At 45.2% G+C, this 19,330-nt stretch carries 22 protein-coding genes; 7 read left to right on the top strand and 15 right to left on the bottom strand.

From position 1 onward, the window contains the following. Window positions 1–40: 40 nt before the first annotated feature. Window positions 41–295, top strand: a complete 255-nt coding sequence (locus QYF49_RS03315; protein ID WP_290398200.1) for a hypothetical protein — start codon at window positions 41–43, stop codon at window positions 293–295. A gap of 86 nt (window positions 296–381) precedes the next feature. On the opposite strand, the gene QYF49_RS03310 is transcribed toward QYF49_RS03315, so the two are convergent. The 8 genes from QYF49_RS03310 to QYF49_RS03275 all read right to left on the bottom strand — a co-directional run bounded on the left by QYF49_RS03310 (window position 382) and on the right by QYF49_RS03275 (window position 9,236). Continuing rightward, window positions 382–1,275 carry an IS3 family transposase gene (locus tag QYF49_RS03310; RefSeq protein ID WP_290399031.1) on the bottom strand — a complete coding sequence of 298 codons (894 nt, stop codon included), beginning with the start codon at window positions 1,273–1,275 and terminating at the stop codon, window positions 382–384. Window positions 1,276–1,292: 17 nt separating this feature from the next. Then, window positions 1,293–1,616 (bottom strand): transposase, encoded by a 324-nt coding sequence (locus tag QYF49_RS03305; RefSeq protein WP_290398199.1) that lies wholly within the window; start codon window positions 1,614–1,616, stop codon window positions 1,293–1,295. 202 nt (window positions 1,617–1,818) lie between these two features. Beyond that, window positions 1,819–2,917, bottom strand: a protein-coding gene (gene prfB, locus QYF49_RS03300) for a peptide chain release factor 2 (protein WP_290398198.1) whose coding sequence is annotated in 2 segments (ribosomal slippage) — window positions 1,819–2,853 and window positions 2,855–2,917 — 1,098 coding nt in all. Because the reading frame shifts where the segments join, the coding sequence is not laid out codon by codon here. Between the two features lie 130 nt (window positions 2,918–3,047). Then, window positions 3,048–5,564, bottom strand: a complete 2,517-nt coding sequence (gene secA, locus QYF49_RS03295) for a preprotein translocase subunit SecA (RefSeq protein ID WP_290398197.1) — start codon at window positions 5,562–5,564, stop codon at window positions 3,048–3,050. Window positions 5,565–5,942: 378 nt separating this feature from the next. Then, a complete protein-coding gene (locus QYF49_RS03290) occupies window positions 5,943–7,196 on the bottom strand; it encodes a dicarboxylate/amino acid:cation symporter (protein ID WP_290398196.1) in 1,254 nt (417 codons plus the stop codon). 77 nt (window positions 7,197–7,273) lie between these two features. Next, complete coding sequence (locus QYF49_RS03285; protein WP_290398195.1) at window positions 7,274–8,101, bottom strand: GNAT family N-acetyltransferase; 828 nt, start codon at window positions 8,099–8,101, stop codon at window positions 7,274–7,276. A gap of 146 nt (window positions 8,102–8,247) precedes the next feature. Then, window positions 8,248–8,805 carry a ribosome hibernation-promoting factor, HPF/YfiA family gene (gene hpf, locus QYF49_RS03280; protein ID WP_290398194.1) on the bottom strand — a complete coding sequence of 186 codons (558 nt, stop codon included), beginning with the start codon at window positions 8,803–8,805 and terminating at the stop codon, window positions 8,248–8,250. A 233-nt stretch (window positions 8,806–9,038) separates the two neighbouring features. Continuing rightward, window positions 9,039–9,236 (bottom strand): cold shock domain-containing protein, encoded by a 198-nt coding sequence (locus QYF49_RS03275; protein WP_061971922.1) that lies wholly within the window; start codon window positions 9,234–9,236, stop codon window positions 9,039–9,041. Window positions 9,237–9,570: 334 nt separating this feature from the next. Here QYF49_RS03275 and QYF49_RS03270 point away from each other — a divergent pair, with 334 nt between their 5' ends. After that, window positions 9,571–9,843, top strand: a complete 273-nt coding sequence (locus QYF49_RS03270; RefSeq protein ID WP_290398193.1) for a YqhV family protein — start codon at window positions 9,571–9,573, stop codon at window positions 9,841–9,843. A gap of 59 nt (window positions 9,844–9,902) precedes the next feature. Here QYF49_RS03270 and QYF49_RS03265 read toward each other — a convergent pair whose 3' ends face one another. The 6 genes from QYF49_RS03265 to QYF49_RS03240 all read right to left on the bottom strand — a co-directional run bounded on the left by QYF49_RS03265 (window position 9,903) and on the right by QYF49_RS03240 (window position 15,348). Next, window positions 9,903–11,915 carry a methyl-accepting chemotaxis protein gene (locus tag QYF49_RS03265; protein WP_290398192.1) on the bottom strand — a complete coding sequence of 671 codons (2,013 nt, stop codon included), beginning with the start codon at window positions 11,913–11,915 and terminating at the stop codon, window positions 9,903–9,905. Between the two features lie 161 nt (window positions 11,916–12,076). Further along, a complete protein-coding gene (locus QYF49_RS03260) occupies window positions 12,077–13,324 on the bottom strand; it encodes a site-2 protease family protein (protein ID WP_290398191.1) in 1,248 nt (415 codons plus the stop codon). A gap of 175 nt (window positions 13,325–13,499) precedes the next feature. Beyond that, window positions 13,500–13,763: a hypothetical protein gene (locus QYF49_RS03255; protein WP_290398190.1), complete on the bottom strand. Its 264-nt coding sequence runs from the start codon at window positions 13,761–13,763 to the stop codon at window positions 13,500–13,502. 337 nt (window positions 13,764–14,100) lie between these two features. Further along, window positions 14,101–14,268, bottom strand: coding sequence for a Fur-regulated basic protein FbpA (locus QYF49_RS03250; RefSeq protein ID WP_290398189.1), 168 nt, complete (start codon window positions 14,266–14,268; stop codon window positions 14,101–14,103). A gap of 19 nt (window positions 14,269–14,287) precedes the next feature. After that, window positions 14,288–14,989, bottom strand: coding sequence for an LrgB family protein (locus QYF49_RS03245; protein WP_290398188.1), 702 nt, complete (start codon window positions 14,987–14,989; stop codon window positions 14,288–14,290). Continuing rightward, the gene (locus tag QYF49_RS03240; protein ID WP_290398187.1) at window positions 14,986–15,348 is read right to left on the bottom strand and encodes a CidA/LrgA family protein; all 363 of its coding nucleotides are present in this window, start codon (window positions 15,346–15,348) and stop codon (window positions 14,986–14,988) included. The genes QYF49_RS03245 and QYF49_RS03240 overlap by 4 nt, the downstream gene beginning before the upstream one ends. A 210-nt stretch (window positions 15,349–15,558) precedes the next feature. On the opposite strand from QYF49_RS03240, the gene QYF49_RS03235 reads away from it, so the two are divergent. From QYF49_RS03235 to dhaM, 5 genes are all read left to right on the top strand, one after another. After that, window positions 15,559–15,888 (top strand): MerR family transcriptional regulator, encoded by a 330-nt coding sequence (locus QYF49_RS03235; RefSeq protein ID WP_290398186.1) that lies wholly within the window; start codon window positions 15,559–15,561, stop codon window positions 15,886–15,888. Between the two features lie 217 nt (window positions 15,889–16,105). Beyond that, complete coding sequence (locus tag QYF49_RS03230) at window positions 16,106–16,555, top strand: hypothetical protein (RefSeq protein ID WP_290398185.1); 450 nt, start codon at window positions 16,106–16,108, stop codon at window positions 16,553–16,555. 200 nt (window positions 16,556–16,755) lie between these two features. Then, on the top strand, window positions 16,756–17,742 hold the full coding sequence (dhaK, locus tag QYF49_RS03225) for a dihydroxyacetone kinase subunit DhaK (RefSeq protein WP_290399030.1): 987 nt from the start codon (window positions 16,756–16,758) through the stop codon (window positions 17,740–17,742). Window positions 17,743–17,744: 2 nt separating this feature from the next. Then, window positions 17,745–18,347, top strand: a complete 603-nt coding sequence (gene dhaL / locus QYF49_RS03220; RefSeq protein ID WP_290398184.1) for a dihydroxyacetone kinase subunit DhaL — start codon at window positions 17,745–17,747, stop codon at window positions 18,345–18,347. Beyond that, entirely contained in the window at window positions 18,340–18,708 is a 369-nt protein-coding gene (dhaM, locus tag QYF49_RS03215; protein ID WP_290398183.1) for a dihydroxyacetone kinase phosphoryl donor subunit DhaM, read from the top strand. Before dhaL ends, dhaM begins: the two co-directional genes overlap by 8 nt. Before the next feature lie 395 nt (window positions 18,709–19,103). Here the strand turns inward: dhaM and QYF49_RS03210 are convergent, their stop codons facing one another. After that, a complete protein-coding gene (locus QYF49_RS03210) occupies window positions 19,104–19,328 on the bottom strand; it encodes a hypothetical protein (protein WP_290398182.1) in 225 nt (74 codons plus the stop codon). Between the last annotated feature and the right edge of the window lie 2 nt (window positions 19,329–19,330).

Genomic DNA, 19,330 nt, shown 5'->3' with positions numbered 1-19,330 from the left:
TGGCCTCTCAATGCTCCATAACGCATCAGGCGAAAAGGAGATGCAGCTTATCCTGGCAAAAGAAACAGGTAAGTTTAAACGAGGAAATGAACGCAAGACAAAAAAACGATCCAACCGCCCCGGTTGGATCGTTTTTTTGTGTGATTTAGATAGAAAAGATAGAGATCTTGGACTGCAGGGGCCTCTTATGCTGCCATTACTTGCAGTTCGACATGAATTACTTGCGGCATATGATGATTTACTTGCGAAAATGCTATTTTCACTGGCAGTTGCGGTTTGGCCCCCGTATTTTTAGACACAAGTTTCTTATTCTTCGTTTATCTTAGTTTTTTACTTTTTTGTTCTGCATCTTCAGTCGTTGAAAGAAGATGGAGTTCTTTTTTATAAATTGACGACCATATCTTCTTTACAGCCATGTTCCTTGAACCACTCATGATATTGAACAGGTGACATATAGTTGAGACTTCCGTGGTATCGACGTTTGTTATAGAAATCGATGTATTCATCTATTCGATAATATGCCTCATCAAAACAATCAAAGTTATATTCTTGATAACATTCTCGTTCAATCACGCTGTGGAAGGATTCAATAAAGGCATTAAGATCCGGAGACTTCGGTGGGATTCTTTCATGTAGAACGTAATGATGATGGCAGAATTCTCCGAAGGACCGGCTTAAAAACTGAGGGCCGTTATCTGTCCGTATAATTAAATTCATTGAATCATCCTCATCTGAGAAATGAATCTGACGCCTTAAAAACGCCTGACAGGTCGACCCTCGATAATATCCTACGATACAGCGATCAAACACATCGATGGCACTGGCCAGGAAGAAAAAACGGCCACTCTTCTGGATAGATCCGTATTTGATGTCCAGCTGCCATAATTGGTTAGGCCCCGTAATGATATGCTGTTTGGCAAGTCTTCTGGGATATAAGGGGCCGCTCTTTCGCTTCTGCATTAGAATATCCAGGCCAGCACACAGCCGGTAAACCTTTTTCGGATTAATATCCAGCTGCTTCTCCGTGCGGAGATAGTGGGTAAGTTTCCGATACCCATACGCACTTTTTTCTCCTTCAATGGCTTCCATGAGAAACTCTTCAATCTCGAGATCTGAGACTTTGTCTCCAGCTATCGTTAAGGAATACCCGGGGGTCGGGCGGCCCCTTTTTATAGGGGAAAGCTCCTCCTGATCCGTCTTTTCATGGTAATAAAACAAGGAACGATGCACCTCCAAAGATTCTGTTGTTTTCTTTACAGAGAATCCTTCTTCTATCCATAACCTGGCTTCTGCTATTTTTTCCTCGATGGAGAATTCCCTTTTTTTAAGAGGTTTTTTAACATCGCCACTTCCAGTTCTTTCTCTCCAAGTAACTTCATGGCCTGTTCATACTTCTCCAGCAGCTCATCCTTTGAAGGGTCATCGGATAAAACAGTGGTGCCTTCCTCCTCCATCTGTTCTCGGACCTCATCTTCGTACTCCTTCATCCACTGAGATAATGTATTCCGGGATATTCCTGCTTTCCGGGCAATAGAGGTCATTCTTCCGGATTCCAACGCCATTCGAACATGTTTCTTTTTCACATCTTCTATAATTTCGATTTTCTTCTTCGGCATTCGATTGTCCCCTTAATCTTTGACTAGTTTTAGTGTATTTCTTTTTATATTTCGTGTCCAAATGATTAAGGGGGCTAAAAAGGTTGGACATGATTTACTTGCGATTCGACAAGGTTTACTTGCAAAACGAGTCATTTTCAAAAACAAGAAATACAAAAAAGTCTGGCCCTTTAACAGGGCCAGACTTCATCTTCTCTTCATATTAGATTTTAGAACGCAGATATGCATCAATAAAGCTTTCAATGTCGCCGTCCATAACGGCTTGAACGTTTCCCATCTCGGTGTTCGTACGGTGGTCTTTTACAAGGCTGTACGGGTGGAAGACGTAGGAACGAATCTGGCTTCCCCATCCGATTTCCTTTTGTTCTCCGCGAATTTCCGCCAATTCCGCCTGCTGTTCTTCAATCTTTCGCTGAAGAAGCTTCGCTTTCAGCATTTTCATTGCATGATCACGGTTTTTGATCTGTGAGCGCTCGGTTTGGCATGAAACAACCGTGTTTGTAGGAATATGCGTAATCCGTACAGCAGAGTCCGTCGTATTAACGTGCTGGCCGCCTGCTCCGCTGGCACGGTACGTATCCACTTTCAAATCCTCTGTACGGACTTCGATTTCAGAATCATCATTGATCTCTGGCACGACATCACATGATACGAATGAGGTATGGCGGCGTCCGGATGAATCAAACGGAGAGATCCGAACCAATCGGTGAACCCCTTTTTCTGCTTTTAAATAACCGTATGCGTTGTGGCCTTTGATGCCAAGCGTTACACTCTTCACGCCGGCTTCATCACCTGGCAGATAATCCAGGGTCTCTACCTTGAATCCTTTACGCTCCGCATAGCGTGTGTACATGCGAAGCAGCATGGATGCCCAGTCCTGTGACTCGGTTCCGCCAGCTCCGGGGTGAAGTTCAAGTATGGCGTTGTTGCGGTCGTAAGGCTGATTTAAAAGAAGAGAAAGCTCAAACGTATTTAACCCGTTGGAAAGTTCTTTTAAATCGCGCTCCAGTTCTTTCTGCATGTCAGCGTCGGGTTCTTCCTTCAGCATTTCATGTGCCACTTCAAGGTCCTCATAACGGCCGTTTAAATCCTCAAACTGGTTCACTTGATCTTTCAGCCCGTTCGCTTCGCTGATCACGGTCTGAGCCGCGTTCTGGTCATCCCAGAATTCCGGTGCACTCATTTTTTCATCGAGCTCTGCTATCTTTGCTTTTTTGTTATCGAGGTCAAAGAGACCCCCTGAAGTCCGCTAATCGCTTAGCCATAATGTTCAGTTCTTGCTTAATCTCTACTAATTCCATTTCTGCCACCTCGTGTTTTTGGTTGTAACCCAATCGTGAGTATCTGCTGTTTTGCTGTGAAAAACACAGCAAAGAGAGTCTTAAACCCCGACTCTCCTGCTTCTTCCATTTATTATATCACCCGGCGGGATTAATTCTCCACTGCGCCGTGACATTGTTTATATTTTTTGCCGCTTCCGCATGGGCAAAGAGCATTTCGGCCGATGTCCTGCTTTTTCTTCACAGGCTGGCGCTTTGTTTCCTGCTTATCGCTCGGAACAACCGCTTTACCTTCAGCGACTTGTTCACGCTGCATGTTCTGCTCTACTTGAGCTTTCATGATGTACATCGCTACTTCTTCTTCGATGGCAGCAATCATCGCTTCAAACATTTCAAAGCCTTCGAACTGATACTCGCGAAGAGGATCGTTTTGGCCGTATGCACGAAGGTGGATTCCTTGGCGAAGCTGTTCCATCTGGTCGATGTGATCCATCCATTTGGAGTCAACTGAACGGAGAATGACCGCTTTTTCAAATTCACGCATATGTTCAGGCTCGATCATCGATTCCTTCTCAGCAAACGCGCGGTGCGCTTTTTCTTTCAGCACCTCGATAATTTCTTCCTGATCGAGTCCTTCAATCTCTTTAACTGTCAGGTCATCTTCATTCAAGAAAGTAGCCACAGCATAATTCACAATCTCAGTAAGATCCCATTCTTCCTGAACCGTTTCGTCAGCCGTATGAGCTTTAACGATACGTTCGATACAAGAGTCAACCATTCGAAGAACGATATCACCGAGATTTTCGGCATCAAGCACTTCCTGGCGCTGTTTGTAGATGATCTCACGCTGCTGGCGCATGACATCGTCGTATTGAAGAAGCTGCTTACGAGCATCGAAGTTGGAACCTTCCACCCGTTTTTGCGCAGATTCAACCGCTTTGGTCACGAGCTTGCTTTCGATCGGCGTATCTTCATCCATTCCAAGGCGTTCCATCATATTCATCATGTTATCTGAACCGAATCGCCGCATCAGTTCATCTTCCATGGAAATGTAGAACTGAGAAGAACCGGGATCTCCCTGACGTCCTGAACGTCCACGGAGCTGGTTATCGATACGGCGTGATTCGTGGCGTTCCGTACCTAGGATATGAAGGCCGCCAAGCTCACGCACACCTTCTCCGAGCTTGATATCCGTACCACGGCCCGCCATGTTGGTGGCGATGGTAACCATGCCGATCTGGCCGGCATTTTCAATGATTTCCGCTTCACGCTCATGGTTTTTGGCATTCAAAACGTTATGCGGAATTCCTTTTTTGCGGAGCATTTGTGAAAGTAATTCAGAGGTTTCAACGGCTACCGTACCCACGAGAATCGGCTGGCCAGTTGCATAGCGATCCTGAATCTCTTTCACGATGGCACGGAATTTTCCGGCCATGGATTTATACACGTAATCAGAATTATCTTGACGTGCGACCGGGCGGTTCGTCGGTATCGCGACTACCTCCATGTTGTAGATGTTGCGGAACTCTTCTTCTTCCGTCTTCGCAGTACCGGTCATTCCGGAAAGCTTGTTGTACATACGGAAGTAGTTCTGGAAGGTAATCGTAGCGAGTGTCATGCTCTCGCGCTGAATCTCCAGTCCTTCCTTTGCTTCAATCGCCTGGTGAAGGCCTTCGCTGTATCGGCGTCCCGCCATCAAACGTCCAGTGAACGGGTCAACGATAACGACCTCGCCCTCCTGAACCACATAATCTACATCAAGGATCATGATAATGTTGGCTTTTAGCGCCTGGTTGATATGGTGGTTTAACGTAACATGAGAATAATCATATAGGTTATCGATGTTAAAATATTTTTCAGCCTTCGTAATTCCCTCTTCCGTAAGCTGAACATTCTTCGTCTTCACATCGACCGTGTAGTCTTCTTCTTTTTTCAGCGTGCGGACAAACATATTCGCCATCATGTACATTTCCGTAGACTTTTGTGCTGAACCTGAAATGATCAGCGGTGTACGGGCTTCGTCAATAAGAATGGAGTCAACTTCATCGACGATCGCATAGTTCAACGGACGCTGAACCATTTGTTCTTTATAAACAACCATGTTGTCACGGAGATAGTCGAAGCCATACTCGTTGTTCGTACCGTACGTAATGTCCGCAGCATACGCTTCCTGTTTTTCCTCTCGTGAAAGGTTGGAGATGTTCAAGCCAACTGTAAGGCCGAGGAAGTTATACAGAGGACTCATCAATTCGGAGTCACGGCGCGCAAGGTATTCATTGACAGTGACCACGTGAACGCCTTTTCCTTCAAGAGCATTCAAATAAACTGGCATCGTCGCTACCAGCGTTTTACCTTCACCGGTTTTCATTTCGGCGATATTGCCCTCATGGAGCGCCGTTGCCCCCATGATTTGAACAGGATACGGACGCAATCCGAGTACACGGTCTGCCGCTTCTCTAACAACCGCAAACGCCTCAGGAAGAAGGGCATCCAGTGATTCCCCTTTGGAGAGCCGCGCTCTGAATTCCTCCGTTTTTTGACGAAGGTCATCATCCGAAAGACCTTTAAGCGCTTCCCCCAGTCCATCTACCTGATCAGCGATCTTCTGGTATCTATTTAAATTTCGATCGTTCGTACTTGGAAAAATTTTTTTAAGCAATCCTATCATCTGCTAACGCTCCTCTGTTCAGGAAATAAGTGCTATTACTTATTCTATCAGTTTGTGAATTTCACGACAAGAAAGCTGAAGCCTCTTCAGCTGTCAATTGGATTTTTCGTACGTCCTTTCACAAACTTCTGATTCTAAGTATAAAGAAAAATGGAATGAATGGTGGAATTGTAAAAGAATTTACAAAAAGCTTTAACAAAGCCTAAATCCGTTAAACTCTACACCTCTTCGAAGTTTTATTGCAAAAACTGTATGTCGATTGGCTGAATCGGCAGAGTCTAAGTCCTTCATCCTTAAGGATGCACTCCCTAAAGCCCTTTTAAACGGTCTCGCTGACCTGCTAAAAAGCACAGCCTAAATGGCTGTGCCCCTGAACTTTTATGCCCCTTTTTGTTCGCCAAGTCTCATGACGGTTTCTTTCATTCTATTCTTGCCTTCAACGAGGCGTGCTGTCATCATACTTGCCACGTTATCACCCGTCGCATTCAGCAGGGTTGCCGGCGGATCAATGATCGTGCTGATCGCGGCAGCAATCGGCAAGGCTTCAATCGGGAATCCAAAGAGTGAAAGAATCAGCATTTCACCGATCATCCCGCCTTGCGGAATTGCCCCCATGACCATACCTACAAGCAGCGAAACAACGAGAACGAGGACATAGGTGCCGATGCCGGAGAAATCATGTCCAAAGATCCCAAACAGGAAGGTGATCTTCAGCACACCGCCCATGACAGACCCATCTTTATGAAGGGTTGCACCAAGAGGAACAGCCGTTTCGCTAATATCATTCGGCACACCCATTTTCTTAGAGGCTTCAAGGTTAACAGGAATGGAAGCAGCTGAACTGCAAGTGGCAAGAGCCGTCAATGATGGAGAAAGCATGTTCTTCCAGAAGTGGCGGACACCCGCTTTACCACTGGCCATATAAGCATATAGCGAGAAAAATCCAAAGAAATAGATAATAGCAAGAGGATAATAATACAGAACGGCGCGCAGATAAGATCCTAGAAGAGTTGGTCCAAACTCCCCGATCAATGCTGCAAAATACGCCCCCAAACCGATCGGTGCATAATACATCACAAGGCTGACCATCTTCAGCATCACTTCGCTTCCTGATTTAAGGAAGTCAGCGAATGGTTTCCCTTTTCCACCGATCATTGAAACAGCCACACCCATCAATACAGAAAATAAAATTAGAGCGAGCATGTTCGAGCGTGAAAACAATTCGGAGAAATCAGATACGGTCAGTGTTTGAACGATCTGGTCACCGAGTGAAACTTTCTCTGCCGCCTCCTCAGGCTTTACAAGCTCGATGTTAACGCCTTTTGACGGAGAATAAATTTTAACTCCAGCCATTGCGACGACGGAAGCAATGACTCCTGTAAAAAGGAAAACAACCAACATGGAGCCCATGACTTTCCCTAGACGCTTGACCCCGCCCATGGAAGCGATCGCGGATGAGATGGAAAAGAAAACGAGCGGTACGACGATCATAAACATCGCATTCAAAAATATATCACCAAACGGTTTTAATACAGCTGCATCCTTACCTTGCGTAAAACCGATGATGCTTCCGATGACGATTGCCAGCAGAAGAATGAGCGGAAAACGATAGGTCTTTAAAATACTCTTCATAGTTAATATCCCCTTTTTCATGATCATGTAAAATTATAGGCATTATTGCAGAAAAACACAATGAGTGTTCACCCGATTCATCCATTGGACAAACGGTAATAATCCTGTGTGTAGTACACTTTAAAGCCGCATGCTTCATAAAGCTTCAAGGCATGGTTATTTTTCGCTTCCACTTCCAGGAAAACCGAGTTCCCTTGCTGGTGCTGATCGGCGATAATGGTTTTCAGCATCTTACGGCCGATCCCTTTCCCCTGTTCGGATGGAGCAACTGCAAAGCCATAGATCCAGGCCTCCCCTGAATCGGCAGCCACCCGGACTTTTCCTGCCGCTTTTCCATTGTTCTCAATAATGTAGAATTGCTGCCTATCGTCGTTCTTTATGCTTTGGTTATACTCATGGGCCTTATCGGGATGGAATCCAAAGCAATCCACATCTATCTGAACCTCAAACGCAAAGTCCTCGGGACGAGATTGCCTTAACGTGACCCCCTCTTCCAGCTGAATCGGCCCTTCCTGCCATCTCATCTGATGCTCTGAAAAGGCAAAACGGCAAGGAACCTTTTTTAAATATCCCTTTGCAGTATGTGAAGTGGAGGGAGCATTCAGCAGGATCTGTTCGTATCGCTGGAATTTGACAGCCTCCGCCGCTTCCTTAAATAAGGAGGTGAAAATCCCTTTCCGCCTATGTGCTGGAAAGACCATGCCGCACATCTCCACTTTGTTTCCGAAACCGTATAGGCCGATAAATGCAGCTAATTCACCTGCCTCATAATGAAAAAAGTCCTCCTTTCTTTCATCCGTCCGCTGTTCAAGCATGTCCCAGTTCAGTTTCAATCGCAGGTTTTCGAATGATTCGCATTGCTGCTGAAGTTTTTTTATTTGTGACAGCTGTTTTTCTGAAAGCATGCAGATCCCCCATTTTTATCTTTCTATACTCATTTCTTGCTGAGCAGCCAAAGTCCTTTTTTGAATGGACATGAAAAGATGGCATTAAAAAACCGGCGCAAAAGACAATTGATGCGTCCCTTGGCCGGCTGTTTTGTTTTAGTTGATTATTCCGGGCTGATCAATCCATATTTTCCATCTCTGCGTTTATACACCACATTTGTTGTACCGGTTTCCGCATGATTATAAACGAAAAAATTATGGCCTAGCAGATCCATTTGCAGGATAGCTTCTTCAGTATCCATCGGTTTAAAATCAAATCTTTTTTCACGGACGATTTCAAACTCGTCATCTTCCTCGTCATCCACGACTAATGTTGTTGTTGCGTCTGCACTGTTGGCAATCATTTCATGAATGCCTCCGTTTTGTTTGGAACGGCGGTTCACCTTTGTTTTATGTTTACGAATCTGACGCTCTAATTTTTCAATTACGAGGTCAATTGCAGCATACATATCCGTATGGCTTTCCTCAGCACGGAGCAGCAACCCTGTCATAGGGATGGTCACCTCAACGGATTGGTCATTGTTATAGACCTTCAGGTTGACATGCGCGTCAGTGTTCGGAGTTTCGTTAAAATAGCGTTGAAGTTTAGCAACTTTCTTTTCTACATACTCCCTTAAAGCCGGAGTCACCTCAATGTTTTCTCCACGAATGTTAAATTGCATATCTTAACTCCTCCTTCCGTGATGTATATATATTTCGATATACCCTTTATCAATTCCTGTGTAAACTTTAAAATATCTTGACAAAACATTTACATAATCGACAAATGGTGCCAGGCACCGCTTTTACACACTTGTGTAATGACGGTGCCAGGCACCCATTACACAATAAAAACATAAATAACCCGGCATTCTAAGAATGCCGGGTTATTATCCGATGTATCGGCTAGTTTACATTATAGTTTAGTTACGTTGGCTGCCTGAGGACCGCGAGCTCCATCAACGATTTCAAACTCAACTTCTTGGCCTTCATCAAGAGATTTGTAACCTTCAGAGTTGATAGCTGAGAAGTGTACGAAAACATCATCTCCGTCTTCTCTTTCGATAAAGCCAAACCCTTTTTCTGCATTAAACCATTTTACTTTACCTTGCATGCACTTTCACTATCCCTTCATCATGACGATCTGTATAGGAGCCCTATACAATCATAGTATTACACATTTAAAAATTTGTTGTCAAACTCTTCATTTAGCGAATATTGAGAAGTTTTGTCGAATAATCTTTTTCAGCAAAAATTCTTGTAAAATACTAAATAAATACGTGCCATTTTGTAATGGTACACCTGTTCCGGACAAGAGAACCAATCAATTATTATTCACTTCTACTTTGGGGTGGACAACATATATTGTATGGAGCAGGCGGTGCCAGGCACCGCTTTTACATATGTGTGTAATCTAGGTGCCTGGCACCCGCATGGGGGTTGAATAGATGTTTCAGGTGTTTGAGAAGGTTGTTCTTGGAATGGCTCTGATTCGAATGGTGTCCGGCCTGTGTGAGGTATCTGCTGCATTTTTAATGCTTCGCTTTAATTCGGTTGAAAAAGCACTGCTGATCAATTCCACCTTGTCCATTATCGGTCCGATCATTTTTTTCTCTACCATGTCCTTGGGTCTTGTCGGCATTACCGCGAAGATCAGTACTGGAAAGCTGTTATGGGTGCTGGCTGGTCTTGGGCTGATTGTATATGGGATTAGGAAATGAAAATGAAGCACAGCCTTTACACGGTGTAAAGGCTGTGCTTCGTATTGAAATCCGATGATTTACGGTGCGAGGCTAAAGTGTTTGATCTGATCCTGTAAATGGCTGCTCGCCGCGTTCAGTTCATTTGCTGATTGAGCCACACTGTCAAGCGCGCGTAATTGCTCATCCGTTGAAGCGCTGACTTGTTGTGAGGCGGCTGCAGATTGTTCCGCTACCGCTGCGATATTTTGAATGGATGCTACAACTTCTTCCTTAAAGGATCGAACAAATTCAACCTCTTTTTTAACGCCGGAAATGGATTCAACAATTTGCAGGACCGTACTTGAAATAAGGCGAAAAGCCTGAATGGTGTTCTTCACACTCTCTTTTTGCTCAACAGAGATATTTCTTGTGTTCTCCATCTCTTTTACTGCACGTTCTGTCTCAGTCTCAATCCCTTCAATCGTTCGTCGGATACGTTCCGTTGCGTGTTTGGATTGCTCAGCAAGTTTTCTTACTTCATTTGCTACAACGGCAAACCCTTTGCCGCTTTCACCAGCTCTCGCAGCTTCTATGCTGGCGTTGAGGGCGAGCAGATTCGTTTGATTGGATATGTCCGTGATGGTTTGGACCACTTCTTCGATTTCCTGTACTTTTTCCGAAAGCCCACCGATAACGATGCCTATGGTTTCTAGCACGCTGCCCGTCTCTTTCGATTTTTCATCCAGCAGGGTGATCTTGGCTATTCCTGTCTGATTCGCTTCAAAAGCCTGATCGGATAAGCCCAGCATCTTGTCTGTCTGGCTATGAAGCTCTTGTATATGGTTTGACAGTTCAAGTGTCCTGTTATTGGTTTCTTCTGCATCCTCGGCCTGCTTCGTTGCCCCTGCAGCAATTTCTGTCACGGCAGTAGCCACTTCATCACTAGTAGCTATCGTCTCTTCAGCGACAGCGGTTAGATTTGACGCTGAATCGGTCACTTGGAAAATGGAAGTTTCCACTGAACTGATCAATCTTCTTATATCATCCACCATTTTGTTGAAATGAACGGTTAATTGAGCAATCTCATCTCTTCCTTTTTCCTGCAATTTTATCGTCAGGTTCCCTTCAGCAACCAGTTCCATTTTATTTCGCATTTCAATTATCGGTCTAGCGATGCTGCGCGAAAGAAAATACGTAACGATCAACGAAGCAATAACGGATAGCACCGTAATCAACAGCATGATTTTCCCTTGCTTAGCAGCACCGGCCATTAATACCTTTTGGTCGTATACGACTCCTATTTTCCAATGGGTTTTATCGATCGTCTGATAAAACAGGTAATACTTGCTGCTTTTGCCTGTGTAATGAACCAATCCGTCATGGCTTCCCAAAACCTTCTTTACATAACTTGTTTTAGAAAGGTTTTTCTTTTGCTGTGCCGGATGAACTAAAGCAATACCTTTCCCATCCAAAAGTATGGGATACCCTTTATACCCGACATTGGTTTCATTGATTATCTTGGATAAACCAGCCAAGCTTAAATCAAGCCCAAGTACTCCCAGGACCCTGCTGCTTCCAGGCTCAACAATACTTTTGGCGACTGTCACTACATATTCTCCCGAGCTTGCGTCAATATAGGGGTCCGTCCATAAAATTTGATCCGGCTGTTTCACAGCCTTCTGATACCATGGCCGCGATGTTGGATCAAATCCAGGCGGCAGATCAATTTTAGGCGTCGTTTTAAATTGCTTTGTTGCAGCCCCGACATATAAAACGGCTGCGTTTTTATTCAATTGAAGAAAAGTTTGATAATCATCGTCTACCAATGGCCACTTTTGACCCAGGCCTTTCTTTTCATCTTTTTCCAAGGTTTGAAGATAACTGATTACCCTGCTGTCACGGCTGTAGCGTTCAATGGTATCCCCATATAGTGTCAGATACATTTCAGTTGTTTTCTTTAAATGACCGGTAACCCCCGTTGCCTGTTGTTCAATACTGGATTGCATTTCCCCGCTCGTTTGCCGGTAGGTAAACAAAGAAACGGTGATTAGCGATAATGCTACTAATATACCGATGGATACCATTAGTTTAGACTGTAATTTTTTAAACATCCTCTGATCCCCCTAAAGCTGCAGATAGTTTTGTTTTCCTTTTTATCGGCTGCTAGAGGTAAAGTTTATATGAAAATTCAGAGCATTTATTAAATAAAAAGGGTGCCAGGCACCGCGTTTACACAAGTGTGTAATGGCGTTGCCTGGCACCTAAAAAAGGCCTATCTCGTCAACAGCTCGCGGTGGACTTCCATGATGGTATGACCGTATACGGCAAAGTAGGACAATACACCAGCAAGTGCAAGATACAGGATCAGCACTGTAATTTTCGTTTTCATGTTCGCGACGTAATAGTTTTTACGTCGGCCGACTTCTTCCTGCTGTTTATCCGCTTCATCTCTTACAGCAGATAGGTATGCTTCAACGACCCGTTCAGGACGGCCGGCCTCCGGTTCTTCCCAATGATCATCTTCTTCGGTATCAATGGCTCTTTCAGAGAGGAGCCGTGCTTTCTCCCGTTCTTTCATCACTTCCTCTTTAAAAATAAAGAGGAACCATTTCTCCCGCTTTGCGAGGAGTTCCAGCTTTGTCAGCAAGGCGGCTTTTTTCAGCCGTTTCTTATCATGGAAGAAAGGAATATTCCATCCGGCAGGAACCTGGCGCATCAACCGCTCCTGCTTCACCCTTCCCTCATCGATAAATGTGTCGACGATATACGGAAAATTAGGGAGCTCCCTGTATTCGTCCATTTCCTTCACAAGGGAATGGACCTTTTCTTCCTCTTTACGGTAGATTTCCAGTGCCTGGCTGCTCTCCTGAAGAACATAATCCTCACGTACCCGTTTCCACCAAGTAGCGATTCCGAACAAGAAGATTAAAAAGATGATCGGATCGGGTGAAATAAACATATACGGGATCATACAAATGAGCCCGATCAGCCATAATTTTGTAGAGAGGACTCCAACAATCCGGCCGCCGTCCAGCGGAGATACCGGAAACAGATTAAACAAGTTCAGCATGGCGCCAAGAAAGACGACCAGCCCCCAGAACGGAGACCCTTGAGTCTCATACAAATAAACGGCCGGCAAAAACGACAGCAAGCCGAACAGCGGACCAGCATAGGCCACAAATGCCTCATCCTTCGCGTTCTTCGGCATTTCCTTCATCCCAACAACCGCACCCATGAACGGGATAAAAATGGCTGGAGATGTCGGTATACCCTTTCGTTTCATCGCCACCAGGTGGCCCATCTCATGAACAAATAGCAGGTACACGAGAGCTACAGCAAATTTCCATCCATAAAAAACGGCATACGCACCGAGGGACACGATCATGGAGATAAGCGTCGCAAATTTTCCCAGTTTTAATAATCCAAAAACCCATTTTAATTTTCCAAGCAAAAACACACCGATTGCGGCAAGAACCGTCCAGAACTTAGACTGGTTCTTCTTCTCAGCTCTTTCAGCCATTCATCATTCCTCCAATAATCTATGCGGCAAGAAGTAAGAATCTGTAAGTTCATCTAAACAAACCATACCACATATACGAACCAAAGTGGAAAAAGTTACAGACCCAAAAGGAAAACCGCCCAAATCCATGCGGTTTTCATTAGATAGATATTCTTAAAAAAAGCCACGTATTGAATCAAGCTTTTACGATGACTGCTTTGTCCAGGTGAATGTTTGATGACTTTATTTCGGGAGCTTGATCCACGCGTTTAATAAAGAAGGCGAGAAGGAAAAAAAGGATGCCGATGATTAAAATCACCAAGTATGAGTCATTAACCCCTTGGATGGAGGCTTCCATGATCAGATGAGCTTGTGTTTCCCATTTACTCCGCCTGTAGCCATGACCGCGGATGATTATTCCGGAACGCCATTCACAAGCGAATCTGGATTTGTCTTCCAACGGAAATTCGGCCCTTCATGAGGCGCAACAGAGCCCTTATTGCGATTTCCCTTCTACCCGTCTAAAGGGAACCCTCGATTCGGCACTTTTTGCTCAAAAATTAGTTTTCTCCCCTTTCTCTTCCTCCTTTATGGTTGTTTCCATCTCTATTTGGTTTTTTCATTCCATACGATAATTCTTTATGAACGATTATTATGGTAATCTAGTTCTTTTTTTGTATTTTAACCATGTTAATAAAATCATTTATTAAATATTCACTGTTTTATTTAATAAACCCCATGATAAAAACACCTTCTGAGAGGAAGGTGTTTTTATCATGGGGTGCCAGGCACCGCGATTACATACTTGTGTAATGGCGGTGCCTGGCACCACCATCGATCAGCTTGATTGTCTGGTATTCCTTTAAGAGCTCTTCTATGCTCAGTTCGTGCAGGTGGCCGTTCTCTGATTTATAGTAGCCTGCATCGATCAGCTTTGTGATCAGGGTCTGTTTTTTCTGTTCCATGCTGAATGATCCCCTCCTTTTATAAATACGCCGTTATTATCATGCCCGCTGGAATGAAAACCGAAACCAGAATGGCAGTTGTCGTCATGCCGACGCTTCCCATGGCACCTTCTTCTTCTCCCCACTGAAACGACCGGTTCGCTCCGAGCGCCTGTGCGGAAATCCCCATCGCGAGTCCGCGGGCTGTTTTACTTTTAATGTTGCATCGGTCAAGCACCCGGGGACCGACGATGAGGGAGAATAATGCAGAAACCAGCACAAATAAAATCGTCAAAGAAGACGTTCCTCCCAATGTATCTGAGACAGACAGCGCTACCGGCAGCGTGGCTGCTTTTGGAAGCATGGAAGCGACCACGTTCCCTTTAAAGCCGAGCAGAACAGCGAATGCGCCAGCAGAAGCTACTCCAGCTATTCCCCCGCTGACAATCCCCACCGTAATCTTCTTTATATTTTTTTTAATGAGCGGATATTGTTTATAAACAGGAATAGCAAGCGAGACTATGCCTGTTTGAAGAAGAATGGAAAAGATGCTGCTTCCTTGTTCATATGTTTTTACATCCATATGAAGAAAAGGCAGCAGGAGAAACAGAAGCAGCGTGACCGTATATAACGGATTGAGCCAGACATTGTGATTGCTTCTGCGGTAGACTTTAAGGCCAAAAGCATACGCAAGGCCGGTCGTTACAATACTCATCATGGCGTTCCCTAACATCATGCTCATGAATCTCTCCTCCTCTTTCGTTTTTCGTAATATTCAACAGAAAATCCTGTGCCAAGCAAAATACATAAACTGCTCAATGAAAGCACGATCAGGGCCTTCCATATCTGGACATGAACGGTTCCCCAGTTCAAAAAGAGACCTACAACCGGCGGGATAAACAAGAGCGTCATGTGCCGGAGATGATAGTTCGCGGCACCTTCCACCCATTCCAGTTTGACAATCCCTGTGAGAAGGCCAGCTAACAGCAAAAACATCCCGATGATGCTTCCCGGCAGCGGCAGATGAAAGAACGCCGACGCTGCGTTACCGGCTCCTAAGGCCATAAGGATGATCCCAAACTGCCAAAGCAATGTCTTCACGCGATCCCTCCTCAGTTACCCGGAAATGTTAAGGCTATTATAAAAAAGGAAAACAGGAAAATCCCCTAACCTGTAAGATTACCTTACGCACTTTTTTCAGATGGCAAAAACTCATGTGAGAAAATCTAACATACTCCTTTTCTTTAGCGTAAGAAAACATTATAGTAATGGAAAGAACTTCGTGCCACCACTGACAAAGGAGTGATGTGGGTGTCTAATGAGAGTTCATCATATAAAGAGAAAAAAGTGATTTCCATCGGCACGGTTAAAGAATTAACGGGGTTATCGGTCAGGCAGATCCGGTATTATGAGGAGCGGAATTTAATCTTTCCTGCCCGGACAGAAAAAGGCACACGCAAGTATTCCTTTTCAGATGTGGAGATGCTGATGAGCATAGCAGACAAGAGAGAAGACGGGGTTCAGACGCATGAGATCAGAAAGGAGCTGAAAAAAGCAGAGGAACGAACAAGAAAAGAGCAGTTGCGGGATACGATGATCAGGGGGCAGCTGAACGCGCATTTCAATATGATAAAAAGGTAGAAAAGAAGCCAGTTTCTCAGGTCAAAACCTGAAAGAACTGGTTTTTATTTTTGCCGCGGTTTATACGGGAGAATTTCAGGGAAATTTAACTATACTTGTACACAAAGTGAACGAATAAGGAGGTGCTTTTAAAGGCGGCAGAACTGCCCTTTGGCTCGCTCTTGTCCTGGCCATCATTTGGATGCTGCCATACCGATTCCAGGCATGGGCAGATTTAGTGGACGCCAGCACCTCGTTAAAAGCGCTAACCTTCATCGTCGGGCCGGTCTCTTTAATGTCCCTTCGCCATAAAGTACCAAAGCTGGAACGCCCATTCCTGCTCCGTGCGGCCAAAATCGTCACACCGCTCGCTTTTGTCGGTGCGACACTCGTCATCTATTGGAGCAAATGGAAGGTCGTTTCGTTCATCATACCGATCACCATCCTGTCTCTTATTCTATATTTCGTTTTTGCCTATCGTGAACCATCGCATACGAAAGAAATAGTTAAGCTCCACCTAAAATCCGGATGGTGGCTCATTATCTACTATTTATTTCTGCTCGCCATGTCCTATGCCGGAAGCTACGGACCTGGAGCAAAAACCGATCATTTAATCCATGCCCCTTGGGACACCCTCGTGGCGGGTCTCTCTCCTATTTTATTATTGGGGCGTACATGCCGCGCTTGATGATCCGGTAATTGCAAACGGATGATGCGGATAACACCGACTAATTTCACCCTGAAGCTTTTCTATGATTCAAACAAAAAGGCGCGGGGAATAATAAGAAAGCGTTTTAATTCCTTGACAGTTTTCTAGATTTCAGGCGAAAGTTATAGTAACGGGTTCTTATCCGTACTCGATTTCAAGCAGATAAGGAGAGATGAATGTTGGATAAACTCATGCAGGATCCCAATCAATTCGTATCAGACATCGTTGACGGACTCGTACGCTCCCACCCCGGTCATTATGAAAGAGTGGAAGGCGTAAATCTGATAAAAAGAAAAGGCGGTACCCCTTCAGGAAAGGTCGGACTCGTTTCCGGCGGAGGAAGCGGACACGAACCCGCTCATGCAGGCTATGTTGGGGAAGGCATGCTTAGTGCGGCGGTCTGCGGGGAAATATTCACCTCCCCGACACCGGACATGGTGCTCGAAGGGATCAAGGCGGCAGACGGAGGTGCTGGTGTCCTGCTGATCGTCAAAAACTATTCAGGCGATGTGATGAACTTTGACATGGCCAAGGAACTGGCAGAGCTCGAAGGCATCCAGGTAGAGACAGTGATCGTCAATGATGATATCGCCATCCAAAACCATGATGACAGACGCGGTGTGGCCGGTACGGTGTTCGTTCATAAAATTGCCGGTGCTGCAGCCGCTTCAGGAAAATCGTTAAAAGAGGTAAAACAGGTCGCCGAAAAAGCGATTCGCCAAGTGCGGTCCATCGGAATGGCCCTCTCCCCCTGCTATATGCCGGAAAGCGGAAAACCAGGCTTCGAGCTGCCTAAGGATGAAATGGAGATCGGTATAGGGATCCATGGAGAGAAAGGCATTGAGCGGAAACCCATTGCTTCGGTAAAAGAGATCGTCGCTCAGCTGCTGGATAAACTCACCTCAGAAGTGACCGACAAACGGATCGCCGTCATGGTGAACGGTATGGGAGGAACACCAGTGTCCGAGCTTTATCTGACCTATAAATATGTGAGTGAACAATTGGAACAGCAAGATTATAAAATAGAGCGCAGCTATACAGGAAACTATATGACAGCACTAGAGATGCACGGATTTTCCATCACACTGCTTGCCGTGGACGATGAATTACTCGGGTACTTGGATGCCCCATCAAATACGATCGGATTTCCAGTGAGAGGTGAATAAAAATGAAACTAACTGCAGAAGCATTACAACAAGCGCTGCTAAACACAGCAGATCAGATCGAACAGCAAAAAGACGAACTCACAGACCTTGACCGGGAGATTGGAGACGGTGACCACGGCATTAACATGTCACGCGGTTTTCAGGCGTTAAAAAAAGAACTGCAGGGCAAGGATCCTTTTGAAGATCTCGGTGAGCTTTCCAAGCTTGTCGGCATGACGTTGATCAAGACGGTCGGCGGTGCATCCGGTCCCCTTTTCGGCACTGTCTTTGTAAAATTCGCGTCCAAATGGAACGGAAAAGAAGCGGTTGAGGGTGATCAACTGTACGACGGTTTTCGTGAGGCCGTTGAAGGCGTTGCCGCCCGCGGAAAATCACAAACCGGCCAAAAGACCATGTTGGATGTTTGGGAGCCGTTTACTGAAGCTCTAATGGGTGCTGAACCGCTTGAAACGGTCATTGAAAACGCATTGGCAGATACGAAGGAATTAAAGGCAACTAAAGGACGGGCCTCCTATTTCGGCGACGCCACCAAGGGTGTTCAGGATCCGGGTGCCCTATCCAGCTCCATTCTGCTTCGCCAGATTGCGGAGGTGCTGAATGGTTAATCTCATTCTTGTATCTCATAGCGAAAAATTGGCGGACGGTCTCAAAGAACTCCTCGCTGAGATGGCATCAGATGTGGAGATTCATAATGCGGCGGGCCTGGAGGGGGGGAAAATAGGCACAGACGTCTCCAGGATTGAAGAAGCTTTCTCTGCCATAACCGACGACGCCATCATCTTAACTGATATTGGCTCCGCGACCATGAACGCCGAGATGGCACTCGAGCTCTATACCGGTGGCCGTACCATTCAATTTGCGGATGTTCCGCTTGTTGAGGGCGCGTTCCTCGCCGCTGTTCAGAGCGGACAAGGACAGTCGGTGGAGGAGATTGTGAAGGCGCTGGAGGGAGAGTTTTCTAGGTAGAATGATAAGGGAAGCCCTGGATGAGTTTATCCAGGGCTTTTCACTATTTTTTAAACGTATACAAAAATCATGTACTATCGAAATTAAGCACTACCTTTTTTGAACGATTACCTTATTAGACTTGAGTAAGAATGTAAACTAGTGGACGATCAACACTGGCAGTTCCAAAAAAGTAAATATTATTACCTAAGAAGAGTTCATAATAATCATTGTTCGAAGTTCCATTTTAGCGCATCTTTTATGTCGTCGCACTGATCTTCTAATTTCTCTATATCCTTGGCCAGAGCTTCGAGTTCATCGGGCTTGACGTTTATTTGACTCATCGAGTTTCTCCTGCCTCTCCATTTCATCTGCCATTTCTCTTAGCCGGGCGGCTTCCCTTTTTAACGCTTCTTTCAATTGTTCTCCTGTACTTGCCGAAGCAAAGTAGTGCTTGCACTTTCTGACATGATTTGCAGGTATGTAGCTTTGCTTTTACTTCCCCACGTATCCCCTTTTGTCAGCACACGGTTTCGACCCCATCTAAGCTGGTCGAGCTTTTGCATCGATTCATTCACTTTGTGCGAATACCAATCCAGCATCTCTGCCTGCATCCTGTATTTTTGCTTATCAAAAATCATAA

The organism is Fictibacillus terranigra, assembly GCF_030412265.1.
GTDB lineage: Bacteria > Bacillota > Bacilli > Bacillales > Fictibacillaceae > Fictibacillus_C > Fictibacillus_C terrinigri.
Note: the sequence above shows the minus strand (reverse complement) of the source record. Positions and strands in the feature narration are given on the sequence as shown.

What these genes read in the sequence shown, in the direction of transcription:
- QYF49_RS03315 (WP_290398200.1), top strand. Translation starts at nt 41, where the DNA reads ATGCAGCTTATCCTGGCAAAAGAAACAGGTAAGTTTAAACGAGGAAAT.
- QYF49_RS03265 (WP_290398192.1), bottom strand. Translation starts at nt 11,915, where the DNA reads ATGTTTAAAAAATTACAGTCTAAACTAATGGTATCCATCGGTATATTA.
- QYF49_RS03290 (WP_290398196.1), bottom strand. Translation starts at nt 7,196, where the DNA reads ATGAAGAGTATTTTAAAGACCTATCGTTTTCCGCTCATTCTTCTGCTG.
- QYF49_RS03270 (WP_290398193.1), top strand. Translation starts at nt 9,571, where the DNA reads ATGTTTCAGGTGTTTGAGAAGGTTGTTCTTGGAATGGCTCTGATTCGA.
- secA (WP_290398197.1), bottom strand. Translation starts at nt 5,564, where the DNA reads ATGATAGGATTGCTTAAAAAAATTTTTCCAAGTACGAACGATCGAAAT.
- QYF49_RS03260 (WP_290398191.1), bottom strand. Translation starts at nt 13,324, where the DNA reads ATGGCTGAAAGAGCTGAGAAGAAGAACCAGTCTAAGTTCTGGACGGTT.
- QYF49_RS03210 (WP_290398182.1), bottom strand. Translation starts at nt 19,328, where the DNA reads ATGATTTTTGATAAGCAAAAATACAGGATGCAGGCAGAGATGCTGGAT.
- QYF49_RS03285 (WP_290398195.1), bottom strand. Translation starts at nt 8,101, where the DNA reads ATGCTTTCAGAAAAACAGCTGTCACAAATAAAAAAACTTCAGCAGCAA.
- dhaM (WP_290398183.1), top strand. Translation starts at nt 18,340, where the DNA reads ATGGTTAATCTCATTCTTGTATCTCATAGCGAAAAATTGGCGGACGGT.
- QYF49_RS03250 (WP_290398189.1), bottom strand. Translation starts at nt 14,268, where the DNA reads ATGGAACAGAAAAAACAGACCCTGATCACAAAGCTGATCGATGCAGGC.
- QYF49_RS03305 (WP_290398199.1), bottom strand. Translation starts at nt 1,616, where the DNA reads ATGCCGAAGAAGAAAATCGAAATTATAGAAGATGTGAAAAAGAAACAT.
- hpf (WP_290398194.1), bottom strand. Translation starts at nt 8,805, where the DNA reads ATGCAATTTAACATTCGTGGAGAAAACATTGAGGTGACTCCGGCTTTA.
- dhaL (WP_290398184.1), top strand. Translation starts at nt 17,745, where the DNA reads ATGAAACTAACTGCAGAAGCATTACAACAAGCGCTGCTAAACACAGCA.
- QYF49_RS03245 (WP_290398188.1), bottom strand. Translation starts at nt 14,989, where the DNA reads ATGAGCATGATGTTAGGGAACGCCATGATGAGTATTGTAACGACCGGC.
- QYF49_RS03275 (WP_061971922.1), bottom strand. Translation starts at nt 9,236, where the DNA reads ATGCAAGGTAAAGTAAAATGGTTTAATGCAGAAAAAGGGTTTGGCTTT.